The sequence below is a fragment of the Dehalobacter sp. TeCB1 genome, assembly GCF_001707455.1.
Classification (GTDB): domain Bacteria; phylum Bacillota; class Desulfitobacteriia; order Desulfitobacteriales; family Syntrophobotulaceae; genus Dehalobacter; species Dehalobacter restrictus.
Window position 1 is genome coordinate 232,315 of sequence record NZ_MCHF01000056.1, and the last position, 22,751, is coordinate 255,065.

Below are 22,751 nucleotides of genomic sequence, written 5' to 3' on the forward strand. Positions count from 1 at the left end.
TAACATCGTGGATACGAGAGAAAAAATTATTCTGGCCTGTGAACAGCTTGCTATAAAGAATGCTCTGGGTTTTTCCCGTCTTTCCATGGAAGAACTGGCCAAAGCGGCCGGATTAAGTAAAAGAACGATCTATCGTCATTTTGCCAGCAAAGAAGACTTGTTTGAAGCAACAATTGATAAGGTAACGGATGAAATTATTGCCAGGAATTTGAGACTTTCCGATTCAAAAGATATCAACACGATCATTGCCGGGGTTCTTCAGAATATTTCTTATCTGATCAATCCTCAGTTTTTAGCTGACTTAAGCCATCATTATCCGATGCTCTGGCAAAAAATTGACCAGATCCGTCAGAAAAAGATTGACAGGCTGATCGATCACCTTCTGGTCAGCAGTAAACTGCGTTTACGAGTAGATTCCGGGATTTTTAAGACATCACTGTTAACAGCGATGTCAGAGATTCTCAGTCCTGAGTTTATCCTGAAGAGCGGCATGTCTTTTGAACAGGTCGGATTGGAATTCCTGAATATGTTCATTTTCGGGGCCGTTGAACCGTTAAGCAATACAAAGCAGGAAGCAAGTTTAGCTAATTTGACAGAACTGAAAGTAAATTTGGCTGATGAGCAGAACGGGTAAAAGCTGTAGAAACATTAATATTGAATTAGAGTTGACGTTCGCTGTCCGAGCCAGTATAATAACATTTGCGACTTTGTTAATCTTTTGCGAAAAACTGATATTAATGAATAATTGCTGTTTCAGACCCGGAGAGATGGCTGAGTTGGTCGAAGGCGCTCGCCTGGAAAGCGGGTACATGGTGATGAACTGTGTCGTGGGTTCGAATCCCACTCTCTCCGCCATTGACATTATTCGAAGCCTTGACATTTAAAGGCTTTTTATTTATTTACTTTCTTTTTCATGGTATAATAAAGTTTGACCGTGCTAGACGGGGAGTCAGCGGTTCCTTGTAACCCGCAATCCGCTATAGCGGGGTTTAATTCCTTTGATGAGGATCTGGTCGTCGGAGCAGTCCATGTTTGAATGTGATGAGTTTCTGGTCTTGCGCAACGGAACGCTTTGAACCGTGTCAGATCCTGACGGAAGCAGCACTAAGGAGTTAGTTCTGTGTGCCGCGAGGTGACCGGGAATGAACATTTGAGCAGGGTTAACGTCCGGAGGTTTTGGTTCGATCAAAGGTGCACGGTCTTTATTCATATAAGGTGGTTTTTGGAGACCATCTTTTTTGGTGTATCAGAAAATTCAAGTTTCTGGTCGTATATCCGAAAGTATATTGCTTTTTGATATATCTAAGTGCAACTAAGGCTTCCGCCAACGGCTTGGCGTCGGCCAAGTATTCTTTATGAATTTAGGAAGTGACGGGTGATAACATGGCATATCTTGCACTTTATCGAGAGTGGCGGCCCAAAAAGTTCAGTGAGATGGTGGGCCAGGAACATGTCAAAATAACCTTGACTAATGCACTGAACCAGAATAAGGTCGCGCATGCTTATATGTTCAGCGGCCCCCGGGGTACAGGAAAGACTTCGGCAGCGAAGATTTTGGCGAAAGCACTGAACTGCTCCGACCGGGATGGCGCTGAACCGTGCAGCCGGTGTGCATCGTGTCTGGATATTGAGCAAGGAAATGCGATGGATGTCCTGGAAATCGATGCCGCTTCCAACAGAGGCATTGATGAAATCCGGGATTTAAGAGAGAAAGTAAAGCTGGCGTCGTCTGGCGGCAAATATAAAGTATATATTATCGATGAAGTCCATATGCTCACACCTGAGGCTTTTAATGCTTTGCTCAAAACATTGGAGGAGCCACCGGTCAATGTTGTCTTTGTCTTGGCAACGACGGAGGCCCATAAAGTGCCACTGACGATTTTATCCAGAGTGCAGAGATTTGAGTTCCACCGCATTTCCGCGGAAGGCATTGCGATGAGACTGCAGGAGGTGTGTCAGGCTTTAGGGCGGGATATCGAGACCAAAGCACTGCGGGTTATCGCGGCTAAGGCCGAAGGTGGTTTGCGCGATGCATTAAGCATCCTGGACCAGTGTCTACTGCAGGATGATCCTATTAGGATGGAGCATGTTTATCAGGTGATCGGCATGGTTGGGGAAACTTTCAGTGCAGATCTGACGGATTCCCTGCTGAATCAAGATTATGCTTTGACCCTGGCTAAGCTCGGAGAAGGAATTTCTCTGGGTCGGGATCCCCGGCAAATCATCCGCGAACTGTTGGACTATCTGCGGCAGGCGCTTTTATATTTGGCCGGCGGTCAGGAACCTTTGATGGCACCTGAGATGACCCGGCGGCTTGTTGCGCAGAGTCAGGCAATCGGTCTGAACCGGCTTCTCTGCTGGATCAATGTCCTTCTGAAGGGTGAAGGGGAATTGCGCTACGCGACAAATGCCCGTCTGGCAGCGGAAATGATTCTGGTGCAGACCATTTTTGGAGCAGATATAGCGGGGGGTTCAACTGATTCAACCGAAAACCGGCCTAAAGAAACGCACGTTAAACAGCCGCAAAAGGCTGTGCAGACGGCCAGTAAACATCCGGCTGAAAGTAAGGATGAGGCTCCAACGAAGGCAGTTGAAACCACCGAACAGGACCAGAATATGGCTGAAACCTTACCTGCTGCTGAACAAGGCAGTGTCAACTTCCAGACGGTCCAGGATAAATGGCCGGAAATACTCGAGGAAGTCCGGAAACGAAAAAGATCTACTCATGCTTTCCTGCTGGAGGGAAAACCGCTTGCCGTAAAAGATGATCAGGTCTATTTGGTTTTTAAAGACGGCTATTCTTTCCACCGGGACAAATTCAATCAGGTAGAAAATAAAAATGTTGTGGAAGAAGTACTTCTGCAAACATTTGGTAGAAAACTCAGTCTGAACAACCTTATTGAAAGTGAGGTTCAGGCTCTGCCGGCTGAAGCTGCGGATTTTACAGAGTCAAAAAAAAGAGTAACGGACCGGATGGGACCAGCTGAAGACGACTATTTGGTCCAAAAAGCCCGCGAATTATTTGGAGATCAGCTTGTGCAGGTGCGAAAAGAAAAGTAATATAGATGATAGACAGCTTTAAGCGAGCCATAAGCGGGCAAACGAATGTTAGAAAAAAGAATCAAGCAATAGCAAAAAAAGAATAGTCGAATAAGGAGAGTGTTATTCATGGGATTTAAACAAGGCGGCGGCGGAATGGGCAATATGAACCAGATGCTGAAACAGGCACAGAAGATGCAAGAGAATATGATGAAAGCGAAGGAAGAACTGGAAAGTCAAAGTATTCAGGCATCTTCAGGCGGCGGCATGGTGGAAGTCGTTGTCAGCGGTAAAATGGAAGTTCTGGAACTCAAGATAAAGCCGGAAGCGATTGATCCGGATGACGCTGAACTACTCGAGGACATGATTAAAGCTGCAGTCAACCAGGGACTTAGGAATGCCCAGGCGATGGTCGAGAACGGCATGGCCAAAGCAACCGGAGGATTCAATATTCCCGGATTATTCTAAAACATTGATACCGTTTAACGCTAAATCTAATCAGTTTAAGGTTGACAAGGGACTAGAAAAATTCTGGAGAGTATACATTTTATGGATTATCTATATTATCCTCAGCCAGTATCCGATTTGATTGCGGCATTTTCTCGCTTGCCTGGAGTTGGGCCGAAGACTGCAGGGCGCCTTGCCTTTTATCTTTTGAGGCATCCGGATCAAGCCGGTGAACTGACGCAGGCAGTGACAAAAGCGTTGCAGGATATCAAACAATGCACGGTTTGCGGGAATTATACCGATATTGATCCATGTAAAATTTGTTCAGGGGAGCGCAGGGACAGAACGCTTCTTTGTGTCGTAGAACAGCCCCGCGATGTGATTGCGCTGGAGAAGACCGGCGAATATAAAGGGCTTTATCATGTCTTACACGGTGTACTGTCGCCAATGGAAGGGATCGGGCCGGAGCAGCTTAATCTATCTCCATTATTCCACCGGCTGGAAGGGGTTCAGGAAGTTGTACTGGCAGTGAATCCAACGGTTGAAGGTGAAGCCACCTCATTGTATATTTCAAAGCTCCTAAAACCCATCGAGATTAAAGTGACAAAGATCGCGCATGGCCTGCCGGTAGGCGGAGATTTAGAATACGCGGATGAAGTCACCATTGCCCGGGCGCTCGAAGGCAGACGTCAGCTGTAATTCAGATGTCGGTCCGTATTTTTAGATTATATTGATCATTGTGGGAGTATCTGAATTTGGGATACTCCCTTTGCTATTTTGGTTCTAACTTGTCCACTGTCGGCATAGCCTGATAACAGGATATACGGCGGGAGGAATCATCATCATGACGTTCGTTTTTTTAGGGTTGTTTATTGTCCTATTAATATTGGTGACCGTGGCCTCATTAAGAAAACCCAATAAACTGATTAACCTCTTCATTCACATCCTTGGCGGAATTGTTGGTTTATGGGTCGTGGATTTGCTGTTAAGCATTTTTTCATTTGAGATCCCGATTAATATTTTTACCGTGAGTGTTGTCGCAATACTTGGATTTCCTGGGGTAATTGTGCTTGCTGTTCTGCAATTAATAGGAATATAAATTGTCTGATTGAATACAGTATTCTTTTTTAAATAAGCCCTTTTGCAGCAAAATTAAGCTTGACGAATAGAAGAAATAAAAAGTATACTAAAATAGCAGGGGACTATCGTAAAAAAATAGTTCCCTGTATTTGTAGCCTAATCCAGGTAGTTTACTCTTAATCGCATACTACTGGCCGAAGCAACATTTTCAATCCGTTAATGTTATTTTTTTAGTTTCTTTTATTTAGTTGGTCGGATAGGGGTTATCTCTACGAAAGAAAAACAAACAAGAAGATTGAGGAGGAGAAAACAAATGTCGAAAATGAAAACAATGTCAGGGAACGAAGCTGCTGCGCATGCTTCATATGCGTTTTCCGAAGTAGCTACTATTTTCCCGATTACCCCTTCATCCGACATGGCAGAGCTTGTTGATGAATGGGCTGCGTATGGCCGTAAGAATATTTTTGGCCAACCGATGAAGGTAGTTGAGATGCAATCGGAAGCCGGAGCCGCCGGTGCTTTTCATGGTTCGCTGCAGGCTGGAGCGCTTACTACGACGTATACGGCTTCTCAAGGTCTGCTTCTGATGATTCCGAATATGTATAAAGTCTCCGGTGAGCAGCTGCCCGGTGTCTTTCATGTCAGTGCCAGAGCACTTGCAGCACATGCCTTGTCCATCTTTGGCGATCATCAGGATGTCATGTCTGTCCGGATGACCGGCTTTGCAATGTTAAGTTCCGGAAGTGTGCAGGAAGCCATGGATCTTGCTTACATCGCTCACCTCTCTGCAATAAAAGCCAGAGTGCCGTTCCTTCATTTCTTTGACGGCTTCAGGACTTCTCATGAGATTTCCAAAATCAACGTGCCGGAGTATGAAGAAGTTGGAACGCTGCTTGATTGGGAAGCATTGAAACAGTTCAGAGACAATGCCTTGAATCCTGAACATCCCTGTCTCAGAGGGACCGCCCAGAATCCCGATATCTACTTTCAGGCCCGTGAAGCCAGTAATAGTTTTTATCAGGCGGTGCCTGGGATTGTCGAAGAATATATGCAAAAATATAAGGGTCTTACGGGACGTGAATATAAGCTCTTTCAGTATTATGGAGCGCCAGATGCTGAGCGGGTTATTATTGTTATGGGTTCTGTCGGGGATACAATCAGTGAAACGATTGATTATCTCGCAGCCCGGGGTGAAAAAGTAGGTGTATTAAGGGTTCGTTTGTTCCGGCCTTTCTCTGCGGAACACTTTATCGCAGCTTTGCCCAAGACAGTCAAGAAAATAGCTGTATTGGAACGTACCAAAGAGCCGGGTTCCCTTGGCGAGCCTTTATACCTTGATGTTGTAGATGTTTTCTCCAAACAGGCCGAAAAACCGGTAATTGTCGGCGGACGCTATGGTCTGGGTTCCAAGGATACCACACCTTCTCAGATCCTCGCGGTATATGAGAACCTGAAAGCGGAAAGTCCCAAGCACGGTTTCACCATCGGCATTATTGATGATGTTACGTTTACTTCTTTGGAAGAGAAGCAATTTATTGATACAACCCCTGAAGGAACCATCAGCTGCCAGTTCTGGGGACTTGGTGCGGATGGAACCGTCGGTGCCAATAAGCAGGCGATCAAGATTATCGGAGATTTCACGGAACTCTATGCTCAGGCTTATTTCGCCTATGACAGCAAGAAATCAGGAGGTACGACCGTATCGCATCTGAGATTTGGCAAAACCCCGATCAAAGCGCCTTATCTTGTCAATACCGCGAACTACATTGCCTGTCATAACCAGTCCTATGTGGATAAATATCATCTGCTGAAAGGACTGAAACCTGGAGGTACGTTCGTATTAAACTGTCAGTGGCCAGTGGAGGAACTGGACGAAAAGCTTCCTGATGCACTCAAAAAAGCCATTGCGGCTAAGAATGCCAAGTTCTATATTATTGACGCCGGCAAGATTGCCAGGAAAATTGGACTCGGCAGCAGGATCAATATGATTATGCAGTCGGCCTTCTTCAAGCTGGCCAAAGTCATTCCGCTGGAGGATGCGCTTCAGTACCTGAAGGATTCGGTTGTTAAGGCCTATGGCAAAAAGGGACAGGAAGTCGTTGACATGAACAATAAGGCGATCGATGCCGGATGTAATGCACTTGTGCAAGTTGAAGTTCCCGCATCCTGGGCTGAGGCCGATGCCAATAAGGGCATTTTCCTCGGAAATGAGAAAGACCCTGCCTTTATCAAAGATGTTGCGCGTGTTATGGCTGCCCAGGAAGGTGACAAACTTCCGGTAAGTGCATTTTTAGGCCGTGAGGACGGAACATTCCCTCTGGGGACCTCGGCTTACGAGAAACGCGGGATTGGTACTGCGATTCCTGAATGGATCAAAGATAACTGCACCCAATGCAACCAATGTTCTTATGTATGCCCACATAGCGCAATCAGACCTTTCCTGATGGATGAGCAGGAAGCGGCTCAGGCTCCGGAAACTTTTGCTGCTGTCAAGGCTGCCGGCAAAGATCTGGCCGGACTTCAATACCGCATGCAGGTCAGCCCGCTCGATTGCACAGGCTGTGGCAACTGCGCGGATATTTGTCCTGCGAAAGAAAAAGCGCTAGTTATGAGGGAAGTCGAAGAGATGACCGCTGTCCAGGCTCCTCTCTGGGAGTATGCGGTGACTTTAAGCGGTAAAGAAGACAAAATTGCCAATAAATATTCCGTGAAGAACAGCCAGTTTGTTAAACCGCTGCTTGAATTCAGCGGCGCTTGCCCCGGCTGCGGAGAGACTGCCTATGTAAAACTCTTAACCCAGCTGTTTGGGGATCGGATGATGGTTGCAAATGCCACAGGCTGTACGTCAATCTGGGGCGGCAGTGCTCCTTCCATTCCATATACCACCAACAAAGAAGGTAAAGGACCTACCTGGGCCAACTCCTTGTTTGAAGACAATGCTGAATACGGGTATGGTATGTATCTTGGCGTTCAGCAGATACGCAGCAGACTGGCTGACGAAATGAAGCAGGCCCTCAGTCTGGATATTCCTGCGGAAATGAAAGCAGCTTTCCAGGAATGGACAGAGAATATGAATGATGGAGATACCTCCAAGGCCGCTGCCAAAAAAGTGCTTGACGCTTTTGCTTCCGTCGATGTGAAGTCCAATGAACTTCTACAAAAGATTTGGGAGAAGAAAGATCACTTGGTCAAAAAATCACAGTGGATCATCGGTGGAGACGGCTGGGCTTATGATATCGGCTACGGCGGACTGGACCATGTCCTGGCTTCGGGCGATGATGTCAATATTCTGGTTCTCGACACAGAAGTCTATTCGAATACAGGCGGTCAGGCTTCCAAGGCAACACCACGTGCTGCCATTGCTAAATTTGCTGCAGCCGGCAAGAAAATCCGCAAAAAGGATCTCGGCATGATGGCCATGAGCTACGGCTATGTTTACGTTGCCCAGGTTGCTCTGGGATCCAGCATGACTCAGACCTTAAAGGCCATTCAGGAAGCAGAGGCGTACAAAGGACCTTCTCTGGTTATTGCGTATGCACCCTGTATCAACCATGGCATTCATTCCGGTATGGCGACCAGTGTCACACAGGCCAAGAAAGCTGTTGAAGCCGGGTATTGGCATCTGTACCGTTACAATCCGGATCTTCTCGAAAAAGGAGAAAAACCGTTTACCCTCGATTCGAAAGAGCCATCAGCGTCCTTCAGAGATTTTATCATGTCTGAAGTAAGATACAGCTCCTTGCTTCGTACTTTCCCGGATACGGCGGAAGACCTTTTTAAAGGAGCCGAAAAATTTGCCGGAGAACGCTACAAATCATACAAGCGCCTGAATGATCAGGATTGGAACTAACACTGCAAAATTGGAGAACTAACGGAAGCTGCTGCAGGCAGATGATGAACATTTGCCGCAGCAGCCTCTTTTTTTTAGTTTCCATATCCGGCAAAAGGGTACTAATAACTCTTTTTTAAGGGAAGAATATACTATGAACAGTAAGCATTCTGGTTAACCGAAAGGAATGAGTCTCAATGCATAATATTTATCCACGTTGTTCACTGTGCCGGAATACTCCCTTAAATGGTCTGTATGACGGGTTTCGCCTTGCCGGAAAGTTTATTTGCTCAGCTTGTGAAGAACAAATTATGACAGCCGATGTCCGGACCCCAACGTATCAGGAGAATTTACTGCTTATACGGAAAGTCCTATACGGACAGTCTGCTGATTACATAAGTGGACAGTCAAATCGCTAAAACAAAGGTGAAATACAAGTGAAAATATGCTAAAATAAAATGATACCTATTGTGGGGAGGAACCCGGTGGATTCACTGAGAAAAGGACTTGATGACTACTGTGGGCAGGGTATGGTTTCGTTTCATACGCCTGGTCATAAAGGCAGTAAGGAACTACTGTCCGGAATAATGTTTCCGGATTATGATTTGACGGAACTTCCAGGGTTGGATATGCTCCACCATCCACATGGGATTATCGCTAAAGCACAGAAAAAAGCTGCGGAAGCTTATGGATCGGAAGAGACCTTTTTTTTGATTAACGGAGGTACTGCGGGTAACCAGTCTATGTTTGCCGCGCTGATGGCCGGTATGCGGCTGACAGACAGAAAAGTCCGAATTGACCGCAGGGCGCACCGGTCAGTTTTTGGTGCCTTGATCCTGTCGGGAGTTGTTCCCGAATATATTGCTCCGATTATTCATCCGGATTTTCATTTGGCGCTAGGAATGGATGCGGTAGAATATTCCGACGATCTGGCAGGAATTGGGGCCCTGCATCTGACGAGTCCAAGTTATTACGGAACAGTCACAGATCTCAAAACAATCATCAAGCAAAGGGACGGGAATGCTCCGTTTATTCCGATCCTGGTGGATCAGGCCCATGGCTCCCATTTGCAGGGAGGGCTGTTCCCTGCCGGTGCTGTAGTCGAAGGAGCAGACCTGGTGCTCCATAGTTCCCATAAGACCCTCGCGGCGCTTACTCAGGCCGGAATGCTCCATGTACAGGGCAGCAGAGTTGACCGTACGGCCCTGAAAAAATCATTGGAATTTCTGCAGACTTCCAGTCCGAGCTATCTTCTGATGGCTTCTCTGGAAACGGCGCTTGAAGGATTAACACAGACACAGATCTGGCAGGATCTTTACGTGGAAGTATGTCTGCTGCACCAAAAACTGGAGGGACCTCTTCGGATACTTACAGGTAAGGACTCCGGGAAATATGGCATTTATGATGTTGATTGGTCCAAAATTCTGATCAATGTTTCGGGTTTGGGCTTGACTGCGTTTGAAGCTGTAGATTTTTTAAGAAAGGTATTCCAGATTGAGCCTGAATTATGGGACAAAGAAAATATTCTTTTTATGCTCGGCGCAGGCAGCAGGCCTGAGGACGTACGTCATTTGACGAAGGCGCTGGAATACCTGGTGGGCAAGTACCGTGGGCTGGCAGGACAGCAAAAGGAGCGAAGAACGGATCAATCTCAGAATTCTGCCGGATCAGGCTCCACTCTGCTTATCCCTCCGATGCATTTGACACCGAGGGAAGCATGGCTGGCAGCCAAGAGACCGGTGAAACTAAAGGATGCCCTTGGTTTAATTTCCGGAGAAACTATTTCGATTTATCCCCCCGGCATCCCGCTTATTGCAGGAGGAGAAGAAATCACCTCTTATGTACTGGAATATCTGAACAGGGCCAGAGAGTATAATTGGCAGGGATGGGATGGTTCGGAACGCGGAGAAATTCTCGCAGTGAATATTTAAGGTGGATACGATCATGGGGATCAATTATACATTATTAACAAAAGCAGCACTTGAAGGAAAACTGGCCCATTTTCTCTTATTTCACGGCAGCGGGATGATCGAAAGAGAAAGGGCTGTTCGAGATCTTGCTCTCATGTTAAACTGTAGAAAAGAAAATAAACCCTGCAGGGAGTGTCCGGATTGCAAAAAGATGTTATCCGGCAATCACCCTGATTTTCATATGATCAAGCCGCAAAAGACATCGATTGGCATCGAACAGATTATTCAGATTCAGGGGAAACTATATCGTAAGACCTATGAAGGGAAATTCCGGATATGTTTGATTGACCAGGCAGACAAGCTTACACTCCCTGCTGCGAATGCGCTGCTTAAATTGGCCGAGGAGCCACCAGATCATACGTTAATTGTCTTAAGTGCAGGAAATGCCGAGGGAATTATTAATACCTTAAGGAGCCGCGCTCAGGAAGTCTATTTCTCTTCGCCGGCAGAAAGCGATTGGCTGGAGGAGACGGATGCTTTCCGGCTTAGCGGCGGAGATCCAGATCTGGCAAGGAAAATCCAGGAAGTTGGTCTAAGCCGGATCAAGAGCCTGTCAGGAAATTATCTGGAGGCCATTGATAAAAAAGATTTCCTCAAAATGTTTGCGCTTTTTCCGATGGAAAGAGAAGAAGGCCAGCTTCTTCTGCAGGTCCTGGCTGTTGTCCTGAAAGAAATGGTGATTAAAGGGCAGCAGTCACCTCAAGTTCTCAAAGAAATTACACAAATGACAGAAGCCGTCCGCAGACAGGTTAATCACAGGCTGGCGCTGGAAGTACTGGCCCTAAAACATTTGAAATTGGGAGGAACCGATATTGGCTAAAGTTGTTGGTATTCGTTTCAAAAAAGCCGGCAAGATCTATTATTTTCTTCCCGGCAGCCTCGATATAAAGCCGAACGACGGTGTTATTGTGGAGACGGTACGGGGAATGGAATACGGTAAAGCGGTCATTTCGTTAAAAGAGATTTCCGAAGAGGAAGTGGTATCGCCGCTCAAAGAGGTGCTGCGCTTAGCAACACCCGAAGATGAGGAAATCTATCAAAACAATGAGAAGAAAGAAAAAGAGGCTTTTCAGATATGCCTCAAAAAGATTCATGCCCATCAGCTTCCGATGAAACTGATTGATGTAGAATATACTTTTGATGGCAATAAGATTATTTTTTCTTTTACAGCCGAAGGCCGGGTGGATTTCAGGGAACTGGTGAAAGATCTGGCCTCCGTATTCCGTACCCGCATAGAACTTCGACAGATCGGGGTGCGGGATGAGGCGAAGATGCTCGGAGGACTCGGTTCCTGTGGCAGGGAACTGTGCTGCAGCTCTTTCCTGGGAGATTTCGAACCGGTATCGATCCGGATGGCCAAAGATCAGAATCTTTCGCTTAACCCGACAAAAATTTCCGGCATCTGCGGAAGGCTGATGTGCTGTCTTAAATATGAGAATAGCTGCTATGAATGCCACAACACATTAAATAAGGGACCCAAAGAGAATCGGATTTTCTCTGAGGTATATGATAAGGAGAGCCAAGAAGAATTGCGCAAACTTGTTGCCGAAGAAGCGGAGGAATAGAGTTGGGCCAGCTATATCAGGCAATTACGGAAGTTGAAGAAAATATCTCAACGCTTTTAAGTGAAGTAAAAAGCCTTAGGCAATATGTTGAGTATCTGGAAGAAGAAAACGTCAAACTAAAAAGGCAGCTTTGTGCCGTCTCAGAGGCAGATACGGTCAGGGTACAGAAAAATGCAGCCAAAATCCAAAAGGAAGCACAGGAAAATCTCGAAAAGCTCTATCAGGAAGGTTTTCATGTTTGCCATATTTATTTCGGGGAACCCGTTGAAGGAAGCTGCCTTTTCTGCAATGCTTTTCTTCGTAAAGACTGACGACCGGAGGATATCATGCCGCAAATAGGGACTTTGTATGTCTGTGCCACCCCAATCGGCAATTTAGGAGATATTACGCTTCGGGTGCTCGAAACACTGAAAGCAGTCGATTTTATAGCCGCGGAAGATACGAGGCATTCGAGAAAACTTCTTGATCATTATCATATTAAGACCCCTCTTTTAAGTTACCATGACCATAATGAAAAATCGCGTGCCGAGGAGATTGTTCGCTTCTTAAAAGAAGGAAAAAGCGGTGCGTTGGTCTCTGATGCGGGAATGCCCGGGATATCTGATCCCGGTCATATACTTATTGCCCGCTGTCAGGAAGAAAAAATCTGTGTTGACGTTTTGCCTGGCGCCAATGCTGCTTTAACAGCACTTGTTCTGTCGGGAATGCCGGCGGAGAATTTTCTTTTTCTGGGATTTTTGCCTTCGACAAAAACAGAGCGCAAGAAAATTCTTAGAGAAATGACCGAGATTCCTTACACCATTATTCTCTATGAGGCACCTCACCGGATCAAAGCAACGCTGGAAGACATTCTGGAGATTCTTGGGAACCGTCAGACCGCAGTTGCCAGGGAGCTGACTAAACTGCACCAAACGGTACACAGGGGTCTCATAAATGAACTTCTGCAGGAATTCCGGCTTGCACCAGTAAAAGGTGAATGCTGTATTATTCTGGCACCTGCAGAAAAAAACATTGATCCCGGGGACCCTTCCCTTTGGATGGAGGACCTCCGAAAATTTGAAAAAGACGGCAAAGATCGCAAGGAAGCAATGAAAATGGTTGCTAAAAAATATGGTATGAGTAAAAGTATGATTTATAAGGCTTTTCTGGATCAGAAGTGACAAAATGGACAAAAAAAACAGGAAGTAACTATTTACCTCCTGTCTGGAAAGCCAGATGTTCAACCGGCTTTATTTTCTGAAGCAGCAGCTTCCCCCATTGCCGCGGCACATTCACGACAGACATTCTTCCCGCGGAATACTTGAACATTGGAAGCATTGCCACAGAAGACGCAAGCTGGCTCATACTTTTTAAGTATGATTTTTTCTTCGTCAACATATATTTCCAAAGCGTCTCTTTCATCAATTCCTAATGTTCTGCGAAGTTCGATTGGTAATACGACCCGACCCAATTCATCAACTTTTCTCACAATTCCTGTAGATTTCATAATTTTCATCCCCTTTCTCAACAAGTTTCGACATATATCATCCTAATGTTACCAATCATGTCTGAAAAAGTCAATAGGCGAAAAGTTTTAAAAACGCTTTTTTATCAGAAAAAATATATAGTGTATTCATGATATCCAAAATTATAATATTTAGTTTACCGAAATAGTCTCGTTGGGCCTTGACAGTATTTGCTGAAATTTCCTATATTTATTGAAGAGAATGCAAACATAGCAAACCTTGAAACTACTGATGATAACGAATTGTCTACCGTAAATAAAAGGAGGTCTATTCCTGTGAAATATTATATTACCACACCTATTTATTATCCCAATTCCAGTCCTCATATCGGGACTGCGTACACGACTATTGCTGCCGATGCGATGGCTCGTCTGCGAAGAATGAAGGGCGATGATGTCTATTTTTTGACCGGGACGGATGAGAATGCGCAAAAAATTGTACGGACTGCTGAAAATGCCGGGATGGATCCGCTTACATATGTTGACGGGATCGTCGATAAATTTAAGGAATTCTGGAGACTGCTCGACATTTCCAATGATGATTTTGTCCGGACAACAGAAGAGCGGCATGCCAAAGTCGTACAGCAAATATTTACAATGCTCTATGAAAAGAGCGATATTTACAAATCCGAGTACGAAGGTTGGTACTGTACACCATGTGAAACTTTCTGGACAGAAAACAAACTTGTTGACGGAAAATGTCCGAATCCAGATTGTGGAAGAAATGTGGAACTTCTGAAAGAAGAAAGTTATTTTTTCAGGATGTCCAAATACAGTGGCAGACTGCTGCAATATATTCAGGACCATCCCGATTTTATTCAGCCTACTTCGAGAAGAAATGAAATGATCCGGTTTATTGAAGGCGGGCTTGAAGATCTCTGCGTATCGCGTACGACCTTCCAGTGGGGCATCAAGGTTCCTTTTGATCCGAAACATGTGGTCTATGTCTGGCTCGATGCTCTGATTAACTATATCTCTGCGCTGGGCTATCCCGACGGCGAAAAATACAAAACTTACTGGCCGGCCAGTGTTCATCTTGTTGGCAAAGATATTGTCCGTTTCCATACCATTATCTGGCCAATTATTTTGATGGCGCTTGATCTTCCTTTGCCCGAGAAGGTTTTTGGCCACGGATGGTTCTTAAGCAAAGAAGGTGGAAAAATATCCAAGTCAAGAGGAAACGTTCAGGATTCGTTTCAGTTGATTCAGAGATATGGCGCTGATCCCATTCGGTATTTCCTGTTAAGAGAACTACAGTATGGGATGGACGGTACTTTCTCTGAGGATGATCTGGTCGAAAAATTAAACAGTGATCTGGCGAATGATCTCGGAAATTTTGTGTCTCGCACCTTGGCCATGGTCGTAAAATACCGGAATGGAATTGTCCCGGAACCCGGAGAAGATACCGATTTGGAGAGGGAGATCAGAGATTTAAGCAGCAAGGTAAAACAAGGGACGGAAGAAAAAATGCTGGCCTGTGATACGGCGGCGGCGCTTGAGGTTATCTGGCAGTTTGTCAGCAGGTGCAATAAATATGTCGATGAGACAGCTCCCTGGAATCTGGCAAAAAGTGAGGATAATCAGGACAGGCTGGATACGGTGCTTTATACATTTATGGAGTGCATCAGGATCCTTGGCATTTTATGTGCCCCCTTTATGCCGGGAGTACCGAGAAAAATCAAACCCCTCCTGGGAGATACAGATTTCTTCAAGGACTGGGAACAGGCAGACAGCTGGAATGTTATTCAGCCGGGCACGGCCATCCGAAAGGGAGAAGCCATTTTCCCGAGAATCGATGTCTCCGCATACCTTGAGCAGGTCAATTCTGAAATGGAAAGGTGTGTCACACAGGTGCAGGGTAATACAGGCCATCAACAAGAAGTAAATCTAGAAGTCAGTCCTTCGCAACTGGGAAATTTGCAGCAAATGGCGGAGATGGTTCCGCTCAAGGAAGAAATCAGCATTGAAGAGTTTGCCAAAATGGATTTTAGGGTTGTTAAAGTGCTGCAGGCAGAAAAAGTAGAAAAAGCTGACAAACTGTTAAAACTGGAAGTTGAAATGGGTGGGGAGCGTAGAACAATTGTATCCGGTATTGCTCAGCATTACAGCCCAGAAGCGCTTGTCGGCAAAAAGGTCATTCTGGTTGCGAATCTTAAGCCTGCCAAGCTCCGCGGAATCATGTCCCAGGGGATGATTCTGGCAGCTTCGCAGGACGGAGAGCTGGAAGTACTTACAGTTCAGAAAGATCTTCCGACAGGGGCTCAGGTCAAATGATTTGGGATACGCATGCGCATCTGGAAGACAGCCAGTTTAGCCCGGACAGGGGTGAGACCATAGCCCGAGCTACCGCAGCTGGCGTAACGACGATTGTAAACGTCGGATCTACCGAAGCGACAAGTCAGAATTCGGTGAGGCTGGCTGAAGAATACCCGTTTATTTATGCAGCAGTAGGCATTCATCCGCACGATGTTGAAGCTTGTACGGATAAAACCTGGGAGACGCTGCTCAGATTGGCGCAGAACCCGAAAGTTGTTGCCTGGGGAGAAATTGGCCTGGATTATTTCAGGGACATTTCTCCCCGGGATGACCAGCGCAAGTGGTTTATTCATCAATTAAAACTGGCCAATGAAGTTGGTTTGCCGGTGATCATCCATAACCGGGATGCACACGGGGATATTCTCCAAATTATAAAAAATCATCCTCCTGAGGCAGGCGGCGTTTTTCATTCTTATTCGGGTTCCTGGGAAATGGCAAAAGAACTTTTGGCCATGGGTTTTTATTTGTCTTTTTCGGGGCCGCTTACTTTCAAAAATGCCCGCCATGCCCCTGAAGTTGCGGAGAAAGTGCCGGAAGACAGGTTCTTAATTGAGACGGACTGTCCGTATCTTACCCCGGAGCCCTACCGCGGTAAACGAAATGAGCCTGCTTATATATGTGAAGTATTGGCGAAAATTGCGGCAATCAGGGGAATGGAGGTCAGGGAAGCAGCCCGTCTGAGCAGTGAAAATGCTCGCAGATTGTTCAGAATTGATCAGTTTCAGTGTGAGATAGGAAGTAATCTTCAGTGATCTGCTGCAAACCAAACGGAGAGACGGAGAGACGTATTATTATTCTGAAAATTTTGGCGGTTTCTTGTCAAAATGGTCATTTTTTCTATTGTGAATACTCCCGGTCTAATGGTAAAATGTACAGTGTATAGGAAAAATGTAAATGCCAAATCAGATTAGACTCGTTCAAGTTTCGAAAGGGCTAATAATTTTTTTCACTATCTTGTAGATACAGTTATACACTTCTAGCGGCAAAATGTGTTTTGGAACTGGAGCCTTCGATTAAGAAAACACATACCAGACAGGAGGAGTGCAATATTTCTCAGTTACCTGAGGATATTATTTCAGTTGTAGAAACAAGATATTAGCATTAAGCAGATGCGAACTTTTAACAATTGCTTTGCATTATTAATTTTAAGGAGGAAATAAAATGATTGATCTGAAAGTGTTAACAGATGCCGTAGGTGACCTGGACGAAGATAAACTGATGGGGATGCTGAATGACTTTGTTGCATCGAAGCCTACCGAAGAAGAGGCTCAGTCCGTCGTTGGTGCCTGCCAGCAGGGAATGGCAAAAGTAGGGGAACTGTTTGAAAGCGGCGAGTACTTTGTAGGCGATTTGATCTTTGCCGGTGAGCTCTTAACCCAGTCCATCGATATCTTGAAACCGGTAATCGGCAGTGACAAATCCGCCAAAGTAGGCAAGATCGTACTGGACACTGTCGAAGGTGATTTGCACGATATCGGCAAGAACATTTTCAGAAGCATGTCTGAAGCAGCCGGATTTGAAGTCTTTGATTTGGGGATCGACCAAGGCCCAAGCGCATTCATTGAAAAAGTCAAAGAAGTACAGCCGGATATCGTAGGGATGAGCGGTGTACTGACGTTGGCCCTGGAAGCGATGAAAAAGACGGTAGATGAATTGAAAGCTGCTGGCGTGCGTGACAGCCTCAAAATCATTATTGGCGGAAACCCTGTAACAGAAGAAGCCTGCAGACAGATCGGTGCAGATGCATTTACCACGAATGCAGCCGAAGGCGTTAAGATTTGCCAGAGCTGGGTAAAGTAAATATCTGATGTAAAAGCCGAAGCGACCATGTTCAGCAGAACTAAGGCGTTTTGGATGTTAGCGAGGAGATAAGGGAAATAGTCCACTGGGACTGTTTCCCTTATTGTGCTGTTTGGAGCTGCAAAAACGCCTCAATATAATGAAGCGTCCTTGTTAAGCTTGCTTGGATTCATGTTATAATAATCTATTTACTTCGCGAGCTCCTTCAAAAAGCTTAGCGCAATATCGCAGACAACAGCATGATCTTCAGCGTTGAAGTAATCCAGTGTATTGGCATCAAAAAGAATATTGGCTCCCGTGGCAAATTCCTCGTCGCCGTTCCAGAGAATAAAGGTGACATAAATGTTGTTTATAAACTGAAAACGGTAGCTGAGGTCTCCGTGCGTTGTTTTCACTGCATTCAGCTTTTGCATCGCGCGTTCGAGCGCAGAAAAATCCTTACCAAACATTCTGGCCAGCCGCATGATACAACGGCCGTAAAAATTCCGGTAGTACACCTGTCCGCCGGAGACTTCCTGATAGGTGATGTTCCTTTGTGTAGGAGGTGTACCCTTGGCGTGGACCAGGTAACGCAGGATTAACGTCATAACCGGAAAGTTTGTAATTTCGGAGCGGTTTGAATCGTAGATTTTCCCTGAGGGGTAGGAGACAAAATAAGTTCTGCCCATTAGAAAAACACAAAACTCTTGCTTTTGGCTGTCATACGCTGTTCCGGATTTCCGGGATATTTCCACAGGGTCACAGTCTATGAGCTTTGTGCGGATAAATTCATAATGCATCGGTGTATCGGACACGGTTTTATTCCTTTACGCTTTTTCGGTAATCAGGATTTTATGTTCCAAAAGCTTAATTTCCTGAATTATACCGTTAATCGTTTTTTCGTCTCCCAATAAACCTGTTAAAAAGATTTTACCAGAGTCAACCTTCATGTTCGCAACATTTTCCATAACCATTTTTTCTCCGTCAGGAGTCAGAACATAAGCATTCGATTCACACATACTATATCACCTTTCTTAACAGTTATTCTATGGTTTTATTTCATTCAGATGATTTTGCGCGGATCCTTGACCGTTGGAAATCTTTCTATTTCGGTGTGGGGAAGGAAACAGGCGGATATGAATTCTCCCATGTAGGAGCTGTCGGTACTGAGTTCCAGGTAAGTCATATGAGAGGCAATATCCTCGGCTTTTTTTCTGGCGTCAGTGCTTCGCAGGGTCAGATAACTGCCCATTAAGGAACTATTGCCGAGATATTTAAACTTTTCGACTGGAAGGTCCGGGAAAAGCCCAATGGTTATCGAGTTGTTCATACTAATATTTGTGCCGATTCCGCCGGCAATATATATTTTGTCTATTCCGGAATAATCCATACCCATGCTGTTTAATAATACTGCTACAGCAGCGTAGACAGCGCCTTTGGCCCGGATAAAATTTTCCAGATCAATTTCCGTAATCGTAATATCTTTGGGGATATAATATTCTCCTCTGAAAGCGAACACGTATTCACCGATTCCATATTCGTCAAAACGGATACGGCGAGTTTTTAGATTTCGGTTCAGACGTCCCCGGCTGTCAATAATGCCTGCTCGGAACATTTCGGCAATAGCATCAATGATTCCCGAGCCGCATAAGCCAAGTGGAAGTTGGTTGTCAATCGTATCTATTGTAGGCTCAAAAGTTTTTCTGTCAATCCTGACATTTTCAATTGCGCCTGGTGCCGCACGCATCCCGGAACTTATTTCTCCGCCTTCAAACGCAGGCCCGGCGGAACAGGCACAGGTGAGTAAAAAGTCTTTATTGCCAAAGACAATCTCGCCATTGGTACCCAGGTCCATAAAAAGAATATTCTGATCTTCTGACCACAGGCCGGAAGCCAGGATGCCAGCAGTAATGTCTCCGCCGACATAGCTTGAAACTGAAGGCAAAATATATAAAAGGCTCTCTGAGTAGGCTTCTAACCCAAGGTCGGCAGCTTTAAGGTATTCAGAACTTAGGAAAGCGGGAATATAGGGTTCTTTCCGCAAATAGTCCGGATAAACGCCTAGCATAAGGTGCATCATGGTTGTATTCCCGGAGGCAACCATCACACTGATGTCGTCTTTGGAAATATGGGTTTCCTGTCTCATTTTCTTAAGCAAGGGATTAATCGTTTCTTTGATAATGGCATGAGTTAATTCCTGCAAGCCATTTTTCTTGGTTGCATGAATAATTCGATTGATTACATCAGCACCATATTTAATCTGAGCGTTTCCGGCAGAGGCTTTGGCTATAATCTTTCCGTTATAAAGATCGACCAGGAAGGCAGCTACAGATGTAGTTCCTACATCTATAGCTGCTCCATATAGCCTGTCGGAAGTATCATCAGGTTCAATATTGATAACTCTGATTCTTTCGCTGTTTTCTGCAAAATACGTAACAGTCGCGTGAAAATCATTTTCTCTTAGAACATGAGGGATCTTTTTTAGGATTGGTAGTCGACAAAGGGCTTCACTGTAAGAAATATTTTTAAGCAGATGTCTTTTAATTCTGTCCCAGTCAGAGATGCAGTCATCAAGGCTTGGTAGGTCTAACTCCATATAGGCCTTTTGCATCGGGGAGTTAAATAGAATATGGTTCTCGGCAGCCAGGTTAATGACCGTGTCGATAATCTGTTGATCTTTCGTTCCAGCCAAGTCCTCAACTTTCATTCCGCTTAGTGCGGATGTCTGGATAGCCGGCACTTCAACAGTAATATCGCCATTAATTTTGGAATTACATGCTAAGACAAAACCCTGTGCTAGTTCAGATTCAGTAATGTGATGGCTTTTACGAAAATTTACACTGCCTTTAAGAACCTTTAGCTTGCATTTGCCGCATGATCCGAGTCCATTGCAAGGCGCATCAAGGAAGATACCAGCTTTGCGGGCCGCATCGAACAGTGTCTCACCTAATTTAGCAATCACAACGGTGTTTTCAGGGATAAATTTTACTTTAAACATGTTGCACCACACCCCTTCTGATAGGACAGTCCTATAACAGTACTGCTTAAATTACATCAGCGGATCCATTGTTAAGGCAGGGTGACCTTTTTCACTTAAATACTCTAAGACTGCTTCGGATTCTGAAGCAATTGTTTCATCGCAGATCATATCGACAAAATTGTCTATTCCATACATCTCTTTGGCGGTTGCATTCAGTTTGTCAGCAACAAATTCTTTAAGCTCTTTTGGCATCCAGACAATACGCCCAGGACCACCTTCAGCTGAGATGAATTTTTTGGAGGAGATGAACTGTCTGCCGTGTCCCATAAATCCAGGAGTCTGAACGCCGCCACCTGTCATGGAAGCCAGTTCGCCGAACGTCATGCCCACCGGAGATACGCCGGAGAACTCTCTGTTCACGATGACAATGCCGTTGGCTTCCGGCATAATGCCAGCAATACATTCAAAGCAGCCGCAGGAAGTCATCGGATCTTCCAGTAAACTGTACAGCGTAATCTGGCTCAAAGCGCCTTGGGAGTGCCGTTCCACGGTTTTGTTGACTTCTTGCCAGATACCTTTGACAGGATCATCAACAGGACCTTTGTTAATTGGCTGACAAGGACCGGTTGGATCGAGCTCAAAAGTAGCTTTGGAATCAAGCCAGCTTACGGCGCCGCATAATCCTAGTCTTTCCGGTGTAACAATGCACACATGGGAAGGGGCAAAGGACTGGCAAAGAATACAGGTATAAAAAGTGTCGACACTTTCATCAGTCAGACTGGCAATACGCTCGTCTCTTGCTGCATATTTGGGAACAACCTGCTGGGTTTTCACTTCTTTGACTTTGTCAGGATCAGTAATAATCGTGACCTGACATTTGTCGACGACTGCGCCAAACTCGTCCAGCATCTTGGCATACAGCACTTCACCAAAATGGCGTAGTCTGAAGCCTTTTTCGTAAGCATCCTTGCTGATACGGATCCAGGTGGCGTCTCTCTGGCCGACGTGCATGATGCCTTCAATATAGTTCATAAAATAGTGGATTCTTCTTTCCAGAACCGGCTCAAAATCTGAATGCATGCTCTTGCCGGCTACTTCGACGAGTACTGCCAGAGGCATTCTTCCGGGGACCTGCTGCACGGTGTCAATATCGTCACCAATGATCACAATCTTATGATCCTCAATCTCACTGGCTTCTCTTTGCGTAACAAGCTCCCAGGACTCTGTTTTGCTGCCGCCGAATTCAACAAACATAGCATCTTTTCTGATTCTCTCTCCTTCAAAAGCAGCAGCAAAAGCAACCGGAATCGGAATTTCTGTGATCTTTATCTTAATGCCTCTGATCTCAAGGGAAGTTGCAGCCATTTTATCGTAATCTTTTTGGGTGATAAGCTTCATCGGGACTTCGGCAACATCCTGGTCGGTTACAACCGGGAAGCCGAGGTTAATCGCAGCTGCGCCTGCAGCAACTTTGTAATTGCTTAAAGGTCCTACTGCATTGACAAAAGCTTTCAATCTTTTATAGGTATAACGCTTGAATTCTTCCCAGTCGCCAGGGGTCAAGGCTCCAAAGATTAAAGCAGCGCGGATGGTTACCGTAACGACGTGGATTACAGAGGTCATGTTATAACCTAAAGGCATGACCCTGAACTCAAGTCCTACTTTGACCCCGCCTTCAATGGCCTGATCGATGACTTTACCGACAAGGAAGGTTAAAAGCCCTTTAGCTTGGTATTCTTTGATGACTTTGGCGGCTGATTCGGGGTCCGGAAACTCACCAATGATAACCGCTTGCCCCGGGATATCGTCCATTACGAGACCAACACCCCAACCGCGGATAATCGCATCCGTCAAAAAACCCATGCACGGAGCTTCATAGGGCTTTTCGTCCACGACATACTTTAAAGCTTCAATAATTTCGGAAGAGACAGCAGCTGCCATGCCGGCATTCTCTGCTTCTCGAAGCTGTTCTTTTTCCACAATAAGGCTTCTGACAAGGTCTAAAGCACCTTCAAGTTCTCCCAGGGTGCCTATTTTTTTGCCGGTAATGGCATAAATAAGGGACAGGGAGTAAGCGGTATCCGGAAAAGCAACTTTATGCTCTCTTCCTTTTAAGGAGATTGCTTTTTCAACATATCCGGCAGCAGTATCGAGAGCTTGCTTGGCGCCTGCAAATATGGTGCTATATAAATTCATGTATATTCCCCTTTCCGTAGAATTCCCCCAGGCCGTTGCAAGACAA

The 22,751-nt window shown here is 45.4% G+C and carries 19 protein-coding genes, 1 tRNA gene and 1 other RNA gene; 16 read left to right on the plus strand and 5 right to left on the minus strand.

The features are described from left to right. The first annotated feature begins 7 nt into the window (after positions 1 to 7). From A7D23_RS12830 to rsmI, 13 genes are all read left to right on the plus strand, one after another. Positions 8 to 634 carry a TetR/AcrR family transcriptional regulator gene (locus tag A7D23_RS12830; RefSeq protein WP_019224873.1) on the plus strand — a complete coding sequence of 209 codons (627 nt, stop codon included), beginning with the start codon at positions 8 to 10 and terminating at the stop codon, positions 632 to 634. Positions 635 to 761: 127 nt separating this feature from the next. Then, positions 762 to 855 (plus strand) — tRNA-Ser (locus tag A7D23_RS12835). Positions 856 to 932: 77 nt separating this feature from the next. Beyond that, an RNA gene (gene ffs, locus A7D23_RS12840) (signal recognition particle sRNA large type) lies at positions 933 to 1,199 on the plus strand. A gap of 184 nt (positions 1,200 to 1,383) precedes the next feature. Continuing rightward, entirely contained in the window at positions 1,384 to 3,060 is a 1,677-nt protein-coding gene (gene dnaX, locus A7D23_RS12845) for a DNA polymerase III subunit gamma/tau (RefSeq protein ID WP_019224872.1), read from the plus strand. A gap of 108 nt (positions 3,061 to 3,168) precedes the next feature. Beyond that, positions 3,169 to 3,507: a YbaB/EbfC family nucleoid-associated protein gene (locus A7D23_RS12850; RefSeq protein ID WP_015042278.1), complete on the plus strand. Its 339-nt coding sequence runs from the start codon at positions 3,169 to 3,171 to the stop codon at positions 3,505 to 3,507. Positions 3,508 to 3,588: 81 nt separating this feature from the next. Beyond that, entirely contained in the window at positions 3,589 to 4,185 is a 597-nt protein-coding gene (gene recR, locus A7D23_RS12855; RefSeq protein WP_015042279.1) for a recombination mediator RecR, read from the plus strand. 145 nt (positions 4,186 to 4,330) lie between these two features. Beyond that, on the plus strand, positions 4,331 to 4,585 hold the full coding sequence (locus tag A7D23_RS12860) for a pro-sigmaK processing inhibitor BofA family protein (protein WP_019224871.1): 255 nt from the start codon (positions 4,331 to 4,333) through the stop codon (positions 4,583 to 4,585). Between the two features lie 294 nt (positions 4,586 to 4,879). After that, positions 4,880 to 8,416 carry a pyruvate:ferredoxin (flavodoxin) oxidoreductase gene (gene nifJ / locus A7D23_RS12865; protein WP_019224870.1) on the plus strand — a complete coding sequence of 1,179 codons (3,537 nt, stop codon included), beginning with the start codon at positions 4,880 to 4,882 and terminating at the stop codon, positions 8,414 to 8,416. 464 nt (positions 8,417 to 8,880) lie between these two features. Next, positions 8,881 to 10,326: an arginine/lysine/ornithine decarboxylase gene (locus A7D23_RS12870; RefSeq protein WP_019224869.1), complete on the plus strand. Its 1,446-nt coding sequence runs from the start codon at positions 8,881 to 8,883 to the stop codon at positions 10,324 to 10,326. A gap of 13 nt (positions 10,327 to 10,339) precedes the next feature. Further along, positions 10,340 to 11,185, plus strand: a complete 846-nt coding sequence (locus A7D23_RS12875) for a DNA polymerase III subunit delta' (protein ID WP_019224868.1) — start codon at positions 10,340 to 10,342, stop codon at positions 11,183 to 11,185. After that, entirely contained in the window at positions 11,178 to 11,930 is a 753-nt protein-coding gene (locus tag A7D23_RS12880) for a stage 0 sporulation family protein (protein ID WP_019224867.1), read from the plus strand. Before A7D23_RS12875 ends, A7D23_RS12880 begins: the two co-directional genes overlap by 8 nt. Before the next feature lie 2 nt (positions 11,931 to 11,932). Further along, positions 11,933 to 12,241, plus strand: coding sequence for an initiation control protein YabA (locus A7D23_RS12885; protein WP_015042287.1), 309 nt, complete (start codon positions 11,933 to 11,935; stop codon positions 12,239 to 12,241). 15 nt (positions 12,242 to 12,256) lie between these two features. Further along, entirely contained in the window at positions 12,257 to 13,090 is an 834-nt protein-coding gene (rsmI, locus tag A7D23_RS12890; RefSeq protein WP_019224866.1) for a 16S rRNA (cytidine(1402)-2'-O)-methyltransferase, read from the plus strand. 59 nt (positions 13,091 to 13,149) lie between these two features. Here the strand turns inward: rsmI and A7D23_RS12895 are convergent, their stop codons facing one another. After that, complete coding sequence (locus A7D23_RS12895; RefSeq protein ID WP_015042289.1) at positions 13,150 to 13,416, minus strand: AbrB/MazE/SpoVT family DNA-binding domain-containing protein; 267 nt, start codon at positions 13,414 to 13,416, stop codon at positions 13,150 to 13,152. Positions 13,417 to 13,710: 294 nt separating this feature from the next. Between A7D23_RS12895 and metG the strand changes: the two genes are divergently transcribed. From metG to A7D23_RS12910, 3 genes are all read left to right on the plus strand, one after another. Next, positions 13,711 to 15,708: a methionine--tRNA ligase gene (gene metG, locus A7D23_RS12900; RefSeq protein WP_019224865.1), complete on the plus strand. Its 1,998-nt coding sequence runs from the start codon at positions 13,711 to 13,713 to the stop codon at positions 15,706 to 15,708. After that, a complete protein-coding gene (locus A7D23_RS12905) occupies positions 15,705 to 16,502 on the plus strand; it encodes a TatD family hydrolase (RefSeq protein WP_019224864.1) in 798 nt (265 codons plus the stop codon). Before metG ends, A7D23_RS12905 begins: the two co-directional genes overlap by 4 nt. 409 nt (positions 16,503 to 16,911) lie before the next feature. Beyond that, positions 16,912 to 17,550, plus strand: a complete 639-nt coding sequence (locus tag A7D23_RS12910) for a cobalamin-dependent protein (protein ID WP_019224863.1) — start codon at positions 16,912 to 16,914, stop codon at positions 17,548 to 17,550. Positions 17,551 to 17,738: 188 nt separating this feature from the next. Here A7D23_RS12910 and A7D23_RS12915 read toward each other — a convergent pair whose 3' ends face one another. Genes A7D23_RS12915 through acsB form a run of 4 tightly spaced genes read right to left on the minus strand, consistent with a single transcriptional unit; the run spans position 17,739 to position 22,705 of the window. Continuing rightward, positions 17,739 to 18,344 (minus strand): DUF3786 domain-containing protein, encoded by a 606-nt coding sequence (locus A7D23_RS12915; RefSeq protein WP_019224862.1) that lies wholly within the window; start codon positions 18,342 to 18,344, stop codon positions 17,739 to 17,741. Positions 18,345 to 18,356: 12 nt separating this feature from the next. Continuing rightward, on the minus strand, positions 18,357 to 18,548 hold the full coding sequence (locus A7D23_RS12920) for a CooT family nickel-binding protein (protein WP_019224861.1): 192 nt from the start codon (positions 18,546 to 18,548) through the stop codon (positions 18,357 to 18,359). A 44-nt stretch (positions 18,549 to 18,592) separates the two neighbouring features. Beyond that, on the minus strand, positions 18,593 to 20,527 hold the full coding sequence (gene acsV, locus A7D23_RS12925; RefSeq protein ID WP_019224860.1) for a corrinoid activation/regeneration protein AcsV: 1,935 nt from the start codon (positions 20,525 to 20,527) through the stop codon (positions 18,593 to 18,595). A gap of 51 nt (positions 20,528 to 20,578) precedes the next feature. Next, positions 20,579 to 22,705, minus strand: a complete 2,127-nt coding sequence (gene acsB, locus A7D23_RS12930) for an acetyl-CoA decarbonylase/synthase complex subunit alpha/beta (RefSeq protein WP_025204935.1) — start codon at positions 22,703 to 22,705, stop codon at positions 20,579 to 20,581. Positions 22,706 to 22,751 lie beyond the last annotated feature (46 nt).